The sequence below is a fragment of the Nostoc sp. JL31 genome, assembly GCF_017114965.1.
Lineage (GTDB): Bacteria > Cyanobacteriota > Cyanobacteriia > Cyanobacteriales > Nostocaceae > Nostoc > Nostoc punctiforme_A.
The window spans coordinates 36,220-50,322 of sequence record NZ_JABXKO010000092.1; the positions used below are offsets into that span (position 1 = coordinate 36,220).

At 42.4% G+C, this 14,103-nt stretch carries 9 protein-coding genes; 5 read left to right on the forward strand and 4 right to left on the reverse strand.

The window, feature by feature from the left end; all coding sequences use genetic code 11:
- Window positions 1–4 precede the first annotated feature (4 nt).
- From HWQ43_RS21435 to HWQ43_RS21445, 3 genes are all read left to right on the forward strand, one after another.
- Window positions 5–940 (forward strand): NAD(P)H-dependent glycerol-3-phosphate dehydrogenase, encoded by a 936-nt coding sequence (locus HWQ43_RS21435; protein WP_292737893.1) that lies wholly within the window; start codon window positions 5–7, stop codon window positions 938–940.
- A 663-nt stretch (window positions 941–1,603) separates the two neighbouring features.
- Window positions 1,604–2,857 carry an RNA polymerase sigma factor SigC gene (gene sigC, locus HWQ43_RS21440; RefSeq protein WP_292737820.1) on the forward strand — a complete coding sequence of 418 codons (1,254 nt, stop codon included), beginning with the start codon at window positions 1,604–1,606 and terminating at the stop codon, window positions 2,855–2,857.
- A gap of 419 nt (window positions 2,858–3,276) precedes the next feature.
- Complete coding sequence (locus tag HWQ43_RS21445) at window positions 3,277–3,732, forward strand: Fur family transcriptional regulator (RefSeq protein ID WP_012407750.1); 456 nt, start codon at window positions 3,277–3,279, stop codon at window positions 3,730–3,732.
- A 132-nt stretch (window positions 3,733–3,864) separates the two neighbouring features.
- Here the strand turns inward: HWQ43_RS21445 and HWQ43_RS21450 are convergent, their stop codons facing one another.
- The gene (locus HWQ43_RS21450; RefSeq protein ID WP_292737822.1) at window positions 3,865–5,004 is read right to left on the reverse strand and encodes a peptidoglycan-binding protein; all 1,140 of its coding nucleotides are present in this window, start codon (window positions 5,002–5,004) and stop codon (window positions 3,865–3,867) included.
- A gap of 9 nt (window positions 5,005–5,013) precedes the next feature.
- Window positions 5,014–9,042, reverse strand: a complete 4,029-nt coding sequence (gene cobN / locus HWQ43_RS21455; protein ID WP_292737824.1) for a cobaltochelatase subunit CobN — start codon at window positions 9,040–9,042, stop codon at window positions 5,014–5,016.
- A 94-nt stretch (window positions 9,043–9,136) separates the two neighbouring features.
- Here cobN and HWQ43_RS21460 point away from each other — a divergent pair, with 94 nt between their 5' ends.
- The gene (locus HWQ43_RS21460) at window positions 9,137–11,170 is read left to right on the forward strand and encodes a GAF domain-containing sensor histidine kinase (RefSeq protein WP_292737826.1); all 2,034 of its coding nucleotides are present in this window, start codon (window positions 9,137–9,139) and stop codon (window positions 11,168–11,170) included.
- Window positions 11,171–11,265: 95 nt separating this feature from the next.
- Here HWQ43_RS21460 and HWQ43_RS21465 read toward each other — a convergent pair whose 3' ends face one another.
- Entirely contained in the window at window positions 11,266–12,096 is an 831-nt protein-coding gene (locus tag HWQ43_RS21465) for a YheC/YheD family protein (protein WP_292737828.1), read from the reverse strand.
- Between the two features lie 50 nt (window positions 12,097–12,146).
- Window positions 12,147–13,046 (reverse strand): hypothetical protein, encoded by a 900-nt coding sequence (locus HWQ43_RS21470; RefSeq protein ID WP_292737830.1) that lies wholly within the window; start codon window positions 13,044–13,046, stop codon window positions 12,147–12,149.
- A 135-nt stretch (window positions 13,047–13,181) separates the two neighbouring features.
- On the opposite strand from HWQ43_RS21470, the gene HWQ43_RS21475 reads away from it, so the two are divergent.
- Entirely contained in the window at window positions 13,182–14,099 is a 918-nt protein-coding gene (locus HWQ43_RS21475) for a metallophosphoesterase (protein WP_292737832.1), read from the forward strand.
- Window positions 14,100–14,103 lie beyond the last annotated feature (4 nt).

Sequence of the window (14,103 nt, forward strand, 5' to 3'; positions counted from 1 at the left end):
GCAGATGTACTCCAACACAAAACTTTCCGTTGCAATTCTGGGTGCAGGTGCTTGGGGTGCATCTCTAGCAAATCTCGCCGCTGCAAATGGTCATCAGGTGCGTGTGTGGTCGCGTCAAGGTTCCCAAAGTCTTCAAGTAATTTTAAAAGATGTCCAAATAATCCTGTCTGCTATCTCAATGATTGGTGTGAGAGATGTTGCTTCCCAAGTCCAGTCTTTCCCCCTTTCTCCAGAGACAATTTTTGTGACGGCGACGAAAGGCTTAGACCCCCAAACTACCTGCACGCCTTCACAAATTTGGCAAACAGTATTCCCTAACCATCCAGTGGTTGTTTTGTCTGGGCCTAATTTATCAAAAGAAATTCAAATGGAATTACCGGCAGCCACGGTGGTAGCCAGTAACATCCCCACGGCTGCGGAAGTAGTGCAGTTAGTATTTTCTTCTCATCGTTTCCGGGTATATACGAATCCCGATCCCTTGGGCGTAGAACTGGGGGGAACACTGAAAAATGTGATTGCGATCGCAGCTGGTGTGTGCGATGGTTTACAACTGGGAACCAATGCCAAAGCTGCTTTAGTCACCCGTGGACTTACCGAAATGGTTCGCATCGGCAACAACTGGGGTGCAAAGACGGAAACATTTTATGGTTTATCAGGTCTAGGAGATTTGTTAGCAACGTGCAATAGTCCCTTAAGTCGCAATTACCAAGTCGGCTATCAGCTAGCTTGTGGTAAGTCACTTACAGAAACTCTCGCAAATTTACAAGGAACGGCTGAAGGAGTAAACACTTGCCGAGTTTTGATGCAACGAGCCAAGCAACAAAACATTGCAGTCCCAATTACCGAGCAAGTTTATCGGTTACTTCAAGGCGAAATCACACCCGGACAAGCACTTGATGAACTGATGTTGCGAGATATCAAGCCAGAGTACAACTACTAGTTAGTAGTCTGTCAAATCAACTTGCTGGCTCAATAAGTGCTTACTACATAACAAGCTTTCCTTAGCTTGATGGACTACTAGTTAGTAGTCTGTCAAGTTGAAATTGGCACGTCAAGACTGACATAGAAGACGACGCAGGTACACGGAGAGGGTATTTGATAATTTATCCGCATCTTCTATCTCCGTATCGAGAGAACTTTTGCCGTTAATGCTAATCACTTCCCCGATATCTATTAGTTCTACTTATACCTGAATAATCCTGAGAAAAAATTGCTAAATCGTCAGGATATTACTTTTGCAGCCATGTAAATGTGACTATGCCAATTATAAAGATGACATTCACTGAAGGATGTTTATACTGTGTTACAAAAGTTACTATCTAAGAACCATCAAGGTTGAAATATTAACTAAGTAGTTGAAATATTGAAAGCCTAGCTGTGGATTTAATAGCTATTGGTTTAATCAAAAGTTTAGCAGCGGATTAAGTTCAGTAATCCTGTATCCAATAAAACCATTACAGTTAATTTCTAAAAAAATTGTAATGGAACGTTCAACCATGTTAGTTCATCGTTAATCGCGGGAACAATAGCAACAGTTGAATAGCTGACCGTAATCTAAGCTGACCGAAATCTATTGTTACCTGGAGCCATTGAGACGATCTTTATGCCAGCAACATCTTTTTATACAGACGCCCCCTACAACACCAAAAAGTCTAGCCAGGCTTTGGACTCGGATCTCACGGTTGATGACAGTGAGTTATCGGTAGATGATTTACAGGAGCTAGAGCTAGCTTCTGTTGACAATAATGCTAACTTTGCTGCTAGCACCAACCGTCGGAGTACAGACCTAGTACGTCTATATCTTCAAGAAATTGGTCGGGTTCGCTTGTTGGGGCGCGATGAAGAGGTTTCAGAAGCTCAAAAAGTCCAACGCTACTTGCGGATGCGGATAGTACTTGCTAAGGCTGCCAAGGAAGGGGATGAAGTGATTACGCCCTATCTAAGGTTAGTTGAAGTTCAAGAACGTCTAACCTCGGAACTAGGACATCGCCCCTCTTTGGAAAGATGGGCTGCTACTGCTGATATAGTTTTATCCGATCTTAGGCCAACTTTGGCAAATGGCAAACGTCGCTGGGCTGAAATTGCCAAGTTGACTGTAGAAGAGTTGGAGCAAGTTCAGTCCCAAGGACTCCAAGCAAAAGAACACATGATTAAGGCGAATCTTCGCTTAGTTGTGTCTGTTGCTAAGAAGTATCAAAATCGTGGTTTGGAATTGTTGGATTTAGTCCAAGAAGGTACATTAGGTTTGGAGCGGGCTGTAGAAAAATTTGACCCAACTAAGGGTTATCGCTTCAGTACCTATGCTTACTGGTGGATTCGTCAGGGAATTACACGGGCGATCGCTACTTCTAGTCGCACGATTCGTCTACCGGTTCACATCACCGAAAAGTTAAACAAAATTAAAAAGGCTCAACGCAAAATTGCTCAAGAAAAAGGTCGCACTCCGACTTTAGAGGATTTAGCAACTGAGTTAGAGATGACACCAACCCAAGTACGAGAAGTTTTGTTGCGGGTTCCTCGCTCCGTTTCTTTGGAAACCAAGGTTGGTAAGGATAAAGACACTGAGTTAGGTGAATTACTCGAAACCGACAGTGTAACTCCAGAAGAGATGTTAATGCGAGAATCTTTACAAAGAGATTTGCATCATCTTCTGTCAGATTTGACTAGCCGGGAGCGTGATGTAATTTTGATGCGGTTTGGTTTGGCAGATGGTCATCCTTATTCTTTAGCAGAAATTGGCCGCGCTCTTGACTTGTCGCGCGAACGAGTCCGCCAAATTGAATCCAAGGCTTTGCAAAAGTTACGTCAACCCAAGCGCCGCAACCTCATCCGCGACTATTTGGAGTCTCTGAGTTAGTCATTTGTCATTAGTCATTTGTCATTAGAAAACTACACTTGACAAATGACTAGGGACAAAAGGCTGATTTGATCCCCAGGTCAAAAGCCTTTTATAGGCTTACAGCAAATAATTAGCATTAAACTGTATAAAAGTTTTCCCCAATCTTTGCTCAGATATCTTGAAGGTGGGGAGTAACTAGACAATTCAAATTTAACTTAGGCAAAATTCAACGTCAAGGGATGCAATGGTTATAAGTATCCTAACTATTAGCTGTATGCAAATTAAATGCACTACAGCTTATTACTTGAATTTTGCTCAAGATTTGATGAATTGTTCTTAAATATTTAGTAAGAATTCTCAATAGGCAATGATTGTTGCAAATTGCTCCCAAGATTTGTTATATTCTCAACTAACAAGCTTTGTTGAGAAATATTAGTATGACTGTCTACACAACTACTTCACTCAAGGCAGAACTGAATGAACGAGGCTGGCGATTAACTCCTCAGCGCGAAACAATTTTACACATTTTTCAAGAACTTCCGCAAGGTGAACATCTGAGTGCGGAGGATCTTTATCATCGGCTCGAAACTGATGGTGAAGGGATCAGTCTGTCAACTATTTATCGGACTTTAAAGTTGATGGCAAGGATGGGAATTTTACGGGAATTAGAACTGGGCGAGGGACATAAGCATTATGAAATCAACCAGCCCTATCCTCATCACCACCATCACTTAATTTGTGTTAGATGCAACTCAACTATTGAGTTTAAAAATGATTCAATTTTAAAAATTGGGTCGAAAACTGCTCAAAAAGAAGGTTTTCATCTTTTAGACTGTCAAATGACCATCCATGCAGTGTGTCCCAAGTGCCAACGGGCGCTGATGCCGCTTTAGTACTTGGGTGGATAAATAAAACAAAACTACTCAAATTAACCAAATAAATGGAATTTTGAGCAGTTTGTAATTTGCTGTTACTGGAGGAAAGCAACCAGTTGGGGACTGATACTAACGACACGAAAGCGGATGTTAAAAGCGTCCGCTCTTAAGATCCTTGAGGCTAATGCCGTAGAATTCTTGGGCTTGTTTAATCGCTTTTTTGGTGTCATCTGCCATCACACCATTGAGCTTGCCTTTATAAAAACCCCGCTCCCGTAGTCGGGTTTGAATTTCTAAGGTATTAAATTCGCTTTTGCTAGCAGTATTAACTGAGCTATATAACTTAGCTCGCGTAGTTGGGCCAGCAACACCACTTGCTTTCAAGAAGTTAGCTGCCTGAAATCGGCGTACAGCATCGGCAGTATAGGGGCCATAGTAGCCATTTGGCTCTCCCTCTAAATATCCTGCCTGAATCAATTGTTCTTGAACAATTCTAACTGGCTCACCGCGATCACCTACACGAAGTTTGTCTCGATTGACTACCTTTTTGGGAGCCTCTTCTCCATCGCCGATGCCAGTTCCTGGCAATTTACCTAATGTTGCTGGGCCTGCAATTCCATCAACGCTTAATTTGTACGAATCTTGGAATCGCTTGACAGATTCTTCGGTAATTGGACCAAATATGCCTGTGGCGTTTCCGTAATAAAAGCCTGCGACTCTTAACCGTTCTTGCAAAGCTCTCACATCTTCACCTTCATCCCCCTTAGCAAGGTAGTTAGGATTGCGGCGTTTGCTGGTGGCTGAACTAGCTGAACTAGTAGGGCTAGGCTTTTTAGCTTGTGCGCTTACAGCAGTAGTTTTTTTAGCTTGTGTAGCGGTAGTTGTGGGCTTTTTGGCTTGCCAACTTTCTAATTTTTGCAGGGTGCTTGCTCCAACAATGCCGTCCACTGGTAAACCAGCGGCTTTTTGGAAGCGCCGCACAGCTTCTTGTGTGGATACATCATATACTTGGGTAACAGAAGCTTGGTAAAAACCTGCTGTTTTTAACTTTTGTTGTAGATTTCTGACAGAAGGACCTTGATCGCCTTTTTCTAGTGCCATGACGCTGCTGACAGCGCCAAGAATAGATAAAGACAGAGCAAGGGGCAACATATACTTCCAAGCCCTACCAGAAAGCCTTTTCCAGTCTGGCGCAGCTGCTTTGTTAAACAAAGAACTGAGGGAGACCAATTCACTGGGTGTGCTGTCTTCGTAGGCGAAAGCTAGGTGCAAATACGCAAGATTCTCCATATTTGTTTCCTACACCATTGATTTTTCTTCGATAACTGCTTCAGCTTGATGTACTAGGTTCCTCAAAGCTTCTAATGTTCCTATATTTACATCCTCCCACAAATTGCGCTTATGTGCTTCTAATAATTTTTCAGCAATATCACGCAGTGCGTAAGGGTTCTTTTGCTGAATAAATTCTACAACAACTGGATCGAGTAGATAAGCATCTACTATGCCTTGATACATGTAATCTTCAGCACATTTTGCTGTTGCATCGTAGGCGAATAGATAATCTACCGTCGCCGCCATTTCAAAAGCTCCCTTGTATCCGTGGCGCATTACTCCTGCAATCCATTTGGGATTAACTACGCGAGAACGATACACCCGTGCAATTTCTTCTTTCAGTTGACGAACGCGTGGTTGGGCGGGTATAGAATTATCACCAAAATAAGTTTGGGGATTTTTTCCCTGTAGAGAACGCACCGCCGCCGTTAAGCCACCCTGAAATTGGTAATAATCATCAGAATCGAGTAGATCGTGTTCACGGTTATCTTGATTGTGCAGGACAATTTGCATTTGAGACAAGCGTTGCTCGAAGGCTTCGGTATTGGGCACTGGGCATTGGGCATTGGGCATTGGGCATTGGGCATTGGAAATTTTATCCTCCCCTGCTCCCCCTGCTCCCCCTGCTCCCGAAGAATAGGCGTAAGAACTCCAGTTAATGTAGGCGCGGGCTAAATCTTCGTCATCTGTCCAGTTTTGCGATTCGATTAAACCTTGGAGTCCAGCGCCGTAAGCACCTGGGCGAGAACCAAAGATGCGATAGCGCGATCGCACCACGGCTTCTTGTATAGTTAATCCTTGGCTTGTCCATAAATCAGTCTCTTGGCGAACTGCATCCGCTAGGGGATTTTGTTCTGGCGGTTCATCCAAGTCTGCTACTGCTGACACTGCTTGATCGAATAAGTCAATCAAGTTGGGAAAAGCATCTCGGAAGAATCCAGAAATTCGTAAGGTGACATCTACACGGGGTCGTCCTAAAATCGCTAGGGGCAAAATTTCAAAATCCACTACTCGCCGCGCTGCACCATCCCAGACAGGTTGGACTCCGAGTAAAGCTAAGGCTTCGGCTATATCATCACCTCCAGTCCTCATGGTGGCTGTTCCCCACATTGATAAACCTAGTGTTTTGGGATACTCGCCATGCTCTTGCGTGTAATATTCTACGAGGGTTTCAGCGGCTTTTCTGCCGATATCCCAAGCCGTCTCTGTGGGAATGGCGCGAATATCGACAGAATAAAAGTTTCTTCCTGTTGGTAGAACTTCCGGGCGGCCGCGTGTGGGTGCGCCAGATGGAGCGCTGGGGACATATCCACCATCGAGTCCGTGTAATAAATGGGTTATTTCTTGATCGGTTTTTTGTAAGGCGGGAAGGAGGCGATCGCGTATCCAGGTGGAGACGCGATTCATTGCGTCTCCATCCCCAGCACAGACGCGATGAATCGCGTCTCTACAAGAATTCTGAATTCTGAATTCTGAGTCCTGATTTATTAGTTGTTCTACTAAAAGGGCAGCGTGTTCTTCTAGGACTTCGACGATATCACCGAGGGTACGGCATTCTTTGCCATTGACTATTGAGTATTCACCACTAGGCATTGACAAATCGGCTGTGAGGGGATCGAAGTCTAGTCCCCAATCTTGAGCGATCGCACGGGTAATACCTGAAGAATGGCGATTGGGGATACGAGCAATCGCTACTATTAAATCCCTCAATTGCCTTCCTTGGGGACATTGCCCAAAAATATGCAAGCCATCACGGATTTGGGCTTCTTTCAATTCACAAAGATAACCACCGATGGAATTCAAAATTAAAGATTCAGAATTAAAAATTTCTGTTTCATTTTGGATTCCTAAATCTAGATGGAGATTTTCTTTGATCACCAGTTCGTGGATGCGATCGCGAATTACTGGTAAACGCGAAGGATCTAAACTGTCGGCTTCATAATACTCATCAATTAAATTTTCTAACTGTTGCAAAGAACCGTAGAGTTCCGCGCGAGTCATTGGCGGTGTGAGGTGATCTATAATCACTGCTTGAGCGCGACGTTTGGCTTGGGAACCTTCACCAGGATCGTTGACAATAAACGGGTACAGGTGGGGAAGTGCGCCGAAAGCTACTTCTGGATAACAATTACTCGATAAAGCCACACTTTTACCCGGTAGCCATTCTAGATTTCCGTGTTTTCCCACATGAACTACAGCATCAGCACCAAAAGTTTCTCTAACCCAATAGTAGAAAGCTAAATAATCATGGGTTGGTTCTAAATCCGGTGCATGATAATTCAAACTGGGGTCATTATCATAACCCCTTGCTGGCTGAATTCCCACAAAAACGTTGCCGAGTTGAATTCCAGAAATGGGGATTGGGCATTGGGGATTGGGCATTGGGCATTGGTTATTCCCATGCCCCATGCCCCATGCCCCATGCCCTATTCCCCACCTTTCACTAATACCTTGCTGCACTGCTGGCGGTAATGAAGCGAAATATTCTTGATATTCTTCCCAAGAAACACTTTGGTTTACCGGAAGCGATTCTCTACCTTCCGGATCGTTGGTTACGCCAGATGTCAGCCGTTGAATCAGCTCGTCTCCTTGAGCAGGTGGATTTTCTACTTCATACCCAGCTTGATGTAAAGCTTGCAGGATTTCTACACAACTAGCTGGGGTGTCGAGTCCCACACCATTGGCGAGGCGGCCATTGCGGTTGGGGTAGTTTGCGAGAATCAGGGCAATTCGACGTTCTTGGGGTGGTTTGGAACGTAGACGCGCCCAATTTGCTGCTAGTTTAGCAACGAACTCAATGCGATCGCTCACTGGTTCATAAATTACTACATCTGTTTCTAAATGGGGATTACGAGTTTGCAAGGCTTTAAAAGACACAGCACGAGTAATAATCCGCCCATCTACTTCTGGTAGCGCCACATTCATCCCAATATCGCGGGGAGAAAGCCCTTGAAACTGTGACTCCCACTGCTCAATCGATCCGCCACTGAGGATTACCTGCAACACAGGCACATCTAATTTTTGCCACAGTTCGGTTTGGGGTGTTTCGCTTTCCAAGCGTGCTAGAGAAAAACTGGTGGTATTTAGCAGTACAGCGATTGATTCAGCTTCTTTGGGTTGAAAAAATTCACTCAACTCAACTTGAACATCTGGTTCACGCAATGAAGAAACAAATACTGGTACTGGTTGTAAATTTTTCTGTACCAAAGCTTCGCATAAAGCATCAATTACTTTAGTATTCCCCGCTAAATAATGAGCGCGGTAGAAAAGGATGCCGATTTTGGGCATGGGGCATGGGGCATGGGGCATTGGGTATTGGAACCCTTGAGCTTCTGAGGTAGATGAACGGAGTTCTGAGGTGGATTCATCCAGTTCAAAGGTGGATGAACGAGTATCTGAGGTGGATGAACGAAGTTCTAACTCTCTTCTGCCCCCCTGCCTCCCTGCTCCCCACTCATACAATCCCACGCGCGGAATCGGCTGAGGTGGTAGGGGATTATATGCAGTTAATAAGCAACTATCGGAAATAAATTGCAGAGCATTAACGAAATTTTCCACGCCGCCTTCGCTAAAATACTGCCATACCTGATTAACAACACCCAAGGGTACGGTAGACTGGGAAATTAAATCGGGATCAAAAGCGTCATCCCCTGGCATTACAATGAGAGTTCTACCATTACGTTGCACAATTTCTTGCACTACTTCTAAGCCATAACCCCAGTAAGAACGTCCTCCTAATAGGCGCAAAATAATTACTTGGGCAAGTTCTAAAACTTGCTCTCCATAAGTATCTATACTTAATTGTTGCTGTAACTGCAATAGGTTGGCGACTCTTAATGCAGGAAAGCTTGGGGGTAATTTTGTCACCGCAGCTGCCAAGGTTTGAATGTCAGTATCAGCAGCCGTAATCAAGACGAAAGGCGCGGGAGTTTGTTCTAAAAAAATTAAACCCTCTGACTGATTCCATCCACCCGATGTGCTACTTATACGATGCATAATCCTGTGTTACCGTTTTAAGTTGTTGGTTAGTACATAATCAAAACAAACTTTTTTCCCTGCATTCAGCCCTCTCTTACCAAAATGATTGAAAATGCTTAGTTCTCCTGATTTGAGCTTTTCTCGAACCTTGCCTATTGTTGTATTTAATCAGCTTGGGGAGTTGTTAGAACAGATGGCTCAAACGGTGGGAAGTGCCGTTTTGATACTGACAGAAGCTGTGTTGGTGCGGATTTACATACCTGTGGAGTGGCAAAGGCAAAAGTTTACATTAGTGGTTTCTGAGCAGTTTAGCGTCCTTTTGGTCGGAACCTTTGAGCAAGGAAGCAGGGAAACAGAGGGGCAAGGAATTTACTCAGAAATCAATGCTCAGTTGACGTTTAATTTAGAGGCGATCGCTTCTTTTGTCTCCGAATTGAGAGATTTGTTTGAGTGCGATTCTTATACTCACCAAAATCTCGAACGCTATCAGCAAATTATTAGACCCAATGATGCTACGCTCCAAAGTCAATTCACGCTGTTGTTATTAGAATATCTCCTAACTCAACCAAACCAAGAAATAATAACATCTCCAAGCCCAATTGGGCCAGCAGTTTATATCTGTCAGCCAGTGGAAGATGCTTTAAAAAAACAGATTTCCCAAGAGCGGCTATTGAATCAGGTAACAACACAGATCCGCAAAAGCCTGGATTTGCCTGTTATTATGGCAACGGCAATTACACAGGTACGTGAGTTTTTGGAATTAGACAGATTAGTAATTTATAAATTTGCAGGTTCTCAGGTAAATACTCAACCATACCAGTCTGACACTATTCCTCTCAATGAAACGGCACTGACAACAGGTATGGAACTATCAGTTAGGGAACCTTGCGAAATCTATTTTTCTATACATGAAAACAACGGTGAACACTCGCCTTTTGTATCAGTTAATAATAAAACCCTCTTAAAAGACTACCAACAATATGGAGGTTATATTGTCTATGAAGCCCGTGCTACAGATGCTATTAGCTCGGTATTGAATTACACAGAAGAAAATTGCTTTATCCGAACCTCTCAAAGTTGGGAAAAGTATCGCCAAGGTTTTACCTTAGCTGTGGATGATGTCGAAAAAACTTATGCTCTGGAAGAGTGTTTGTTGAATTTTTTAAGGGAATGCCAAGTTAGGGCTAAGTTCGCTGCACCGATAATGTTTGAGGATAAACTGTGGGGATTGCTGATTGCTCATCAGTGCGATGAACCTCACCAGTGGAATGATAGCGAAAAAAACTTGCTGATTGCGATCGCAGAACAATTAGCGATCGCGATTCACCAAGCTGAGTTAATGCAAACCCTCACCCAAGAAAAACAAAATCTCGAACAACGAGTTATTGAGCGCACAATGGCCCTACGTGATGCTCTCCTCGCCGCTGAAGCTGCTAGCCGGATCAGAAGTGAGTTTCTCGCTACTATCAGTCATGAATTGCTCACACCTTTGACTTATGTGATTGGGATGTCTTCGACGTTATTACGCTGGCCTTTGGGTGAATTGAGTCAACGACAACAGGGTTATCTGCAAACAATCCACGACAGTGGAGAACATTTATTAGGAATGATTAATGACATCCTCGATTTATCGCAAATCGAGGCTGGAAAAACAGCTTTAAATATTTCGGAATTTTCTTTAGTGAATGTTGCCGAAAATGCTGTAAAGTCACTGCAAAAAAAAGCAACAAGCGAACAAATTAATCTTATACTTGATTTGCAAATCGATCCCAGGCGCGATCGCTTTATCGGCGATGCCAAACGAGTAGAACAAATACTCTGGAATCTGTTGACTAATGCAATTAAATTCACCCCTGAAAGTGGCAGTGTTACTTTACGTCTTTGGGTGGAAGATAATACCGCTATTTTTCAAGTGGAAGATACCGGGATTGGCATTCCTGAAGAACAATTGCCATTACTATTTGAAAAATTTCAGCAACTCGATACACCCTATCGCCGCCGCTACGAAGGCACTGGACTGGGATTGGCTTTAACTAAACAACTCGTGGAACTCCATCGAGGTCGAATTGAAGTAGAATCAACTGTTAGTATTGGCTCGATTTTTACTGTATGGATACCAACTCAGACAATGAGAGTGGTGAGTTAGGAGTTAAGCAAGAGACGCGATGAATCGCCGTTTTTACAATAATCAGTCTTTTGTAGAGACGGCGATTTATCGCGTCTTTGTGATGATTTGTTTCTTCAATTTGAGGCTAGGCTAACGAGCATTTTTTCAAAAATTTTCAACACATGCTCCTCTCCATTATCTCTAATAAAAATGCCAAAATTTGGGTGAGAGTTGATTTCAATCAACCAATATTGATTATCTCGATCTAATACAATATCAAAACCACCATAATCAAGGTCTAACTCTTCAAAAACTGGTTTAGCAAAATTAGCAATCTCTGACAGTATTTGTGGATCGTTGATATACTTGGCTTTCGCACCATCCCAGTGTAGAGGACTGAGATTACCGACAAACTTGGCATCAGTTATATCTTTTTCATAGAGCAAAACTAACTCTTTATTTAAGAAAACCGCTCTATATTCAGATTTAATGTGAATAAATTCTTGAGCAAGAGCGACGTAATCATACTTATTATTGATATTAAAAATTTCTTTTAAAGCAGTTTCAATTTCATCTATATTCTTACATAAAAAAACATTATGTCCGCTTGCACCCGAATTTCTTTTAATAATTACTGGTGTTTCAAAACTTTCTTTTATTTCCAATACGATATCTTGAATAGTTGGAAATTTTAAGTAAATCTTATATTTGGTGTCACAAAAAGGGGAAAGAAAACCCACTGTCCGAGGAAGTTTAACTTTTTTGTTTAAAACATGATAAGTGTATTCTTTGTCTTTGAGCAGGTGTGCTACTGCTTGATTAAGTAAGGGAGTGCTATAGTTACAAAAATAATGCTGTTTACTATTCAATTTTATTTTGATTAAGTTTTCCGAAGGATGCAGAATTTCATAGCTGATGTTTAAGTTTTCACAAGCTTTCAGTAATAGCGAAACATTGTCTAACATAAATACTTAAAGTTAAACTCCAAATTACGAATTACGAATTACGAATTATTTTAACTTGCTATTTGCCGTTTAAAAATTACTATCTCAGTCCCGACAACCGGGTTACGAGCTATTAGCTTATTTTGGGAGTCGATAATTTCTAAATGAGTAAAATCAAGTTCTTGAGAGCGTTGTAATATCTCCGCAGCTAGTTTGTCTTGCTGAGATTCATTGAGAGTGTACCAATCATCACTAATTTTGACAGTCAAGTTACTTGTACGGAAGTTGGCTTGAATTGACTTTATCAGACCAGAGGCAACACGATCGCTAATTTCGGCTACCTGATTTTCAATAGCCGCAATCAAAGCTTGTTCAGGTGTCAATTCTATGATGGGTGTTGGGATTGGCGTTGGTGTTGGGATTGGCGTTGGCGTTGGCGTAGGAATTGGTTCTGGTTCCGGTTCCGGCGTTGGTGGAGTAGTTTGTACTTCTGGCGACGGTGTAATTTCCTCTGGTGGCTGTGGTTCTGGTGCGACTGATTCCGGTGGAGTAGTTATCGTTGGTGTTGGTATCGGAACCTCTTCAACCGGGGGAACAGTTGCTATTTCAGTAGGTTTACCAGTAAAGATAGTCGTAGTTGTCCAAACGAGAATTACAGCAACTCCAGTAACAATTCCCGTCAAAGCTGTATCTGATAACTTTGTTGACAAATTTGATGGCAAAAACAAGCGGATTGTCCTTAACAGTCCACCCCACCTCAACTGAAGCTGCTGAAAAAAACCAGGTTTTTCCTCAGAACCAGGTGGCGGTGCTGTCTCTAGTTTCTCCACCGTTACTTCTAAAACCCCAATCGTCCCTTGGAGAAGTTGGATAATTTTAGCCTTCCAAAATGGCTGAACTCTCTGGTAAGGTTTTTGGGGAGGTTGAGTTATCTGCTCATCCGTCGGTTTTGACTGATTGTCTTGTGACATGGAACTTTCACCAAAAGCAGCGAATCAAAGACAAACAACGTACATTATTACTGGTGCTGCCTTCTTTTGCATTAATGTATCACTTCATTGCTCATTGTTTCCGCTAAACTGACTATTTATTAAATTTGGTGACTTATGAAACTGAAACGCCGTCAATTTTTATTTTTAAGTAGTGCCAGCGCCATTGGTACAGGATTTTTAAGCTGGATGTTTGCTCATCAAAATCATCAAAGTGCTGATATTAGCGATTCAACAACAGCTATCGCCGCCAACCCAGCCAAAAAAGACTTGTTATTACGTTTTGTGTCTGTAGCTGATACAGGGACTGGCGCGAAAGGACAGTATGCTGTGGCTGGAGCGATGAATGCATATCATCAGAAAAATCCTTATGATTTAGTCGTTTTAGCTGGAGACAACATTTACAATAACGGCGAAATTGAGAAAATTAATGCAGTTTTTGAGCGTCCTTATCAAGGTTTGCTCAAGCAAGGTGTGAAATTTCACGCTTGTTTAGGTAATCACGATATTCGTACCGCCAATGGCGATCCCCAAGTCAAGTATGCTGGCTTTAATATGAAGGGACGTTACTATACATTTCGCCGGGGAACTGTGCAATTTTTCGCTTTGGATACTAACAGTAATGCTGATTGGAAAAACCAGCTACCTTGGTTAGAAAAAGAATTAAGTCTTAGTAATGCTCCTTGGAAAGTGGTGTTTGGTCATCATCCAATTTATTCATCGGGTCAATATGGGAATAATCCAGATTTTATTAAAACTTTTACTCCCCTATTTAAAAAATACGGCGTTCAACTTTACATCAATGGTCACGAACATAACTATGAACGGACTCGTGCTATTGATGGTACAACTTATTTAATTTGTGGCGCAGGTGCTGGTAATCGTCCTGTAGGGCGTTCTGAGTGGACAGGGTATTCTACCAGTGACTTAAGTTTTGCCTCTTATGAGGTGTATAAAGATAGAATAGAAATAAGTGCGATCGCTACTAATAATCGCGTTTTTGATAAAGGGATTATTCAATTAAAATCAGTTTAGTTGT

Coding starts and splice junctions, on each gene's coding strand:
- HWQ43_RS21435 (WP_292737893.1), top strand. CDS start 5: ATGTACTCCAACACAAAACTTTCCGTTGCAATTCTGGGTGCAGGTGCT.
- sigC (WP_292737820.1), top strand. CDS start 1,604: ATGCCAGCAACATCTTTTTATACAGACGCCCCCTACAACACCAAAAAG.
- HWQ43_RS21445 (WP_012407750.1), top strand. CDS start 3,277: ATGACTGTCTACACAACTACTTCACTCAAGGCAGAACTGAATGAACGA.
- HWQ43_RS21450 (WP_292737822.1), bottom strand. CDS start 5,004: ATGGAGAATCTTGCGTATTTGCACCTAGCTTTCGCCTACGAAGACAGC.
- cobN (WP_292737824.1), bottom strand. CDS start 9,042: ATGCATCGTATAAGTAGCACATCGGGTGGATGGAATCAGTCAGAGGGT.
- HWQ43_RS21460 (WP_292737826.1), top strand. CDS start 9,137: ATGCTTAGTTCTCCTGATTTGAGCTTTTCTCGAACCTTGCCTATTGTT.
- HWQ43_RS21465 (WP_292737828.1), bottom strand. CDS start 12,096: ATGTTAGACAATGTTTCGCTATTACTGAAAGCTTGTGAAAACTTAAAC.
- HWQ43_RS21470 (WP_292737830.1), bottom strand. CDS start 13,046: ATGTCACAAGACAATCAGTCAAAACCGACGGATGAGCAGATAACTCAA.
- HWQ43_RS21475 (WP_292737832.1), top strand. CDS start 13,182: ATGAAACTGAAACGCCGTCAATTTTTATTTTTAAGTAGTGCCAGCGCC.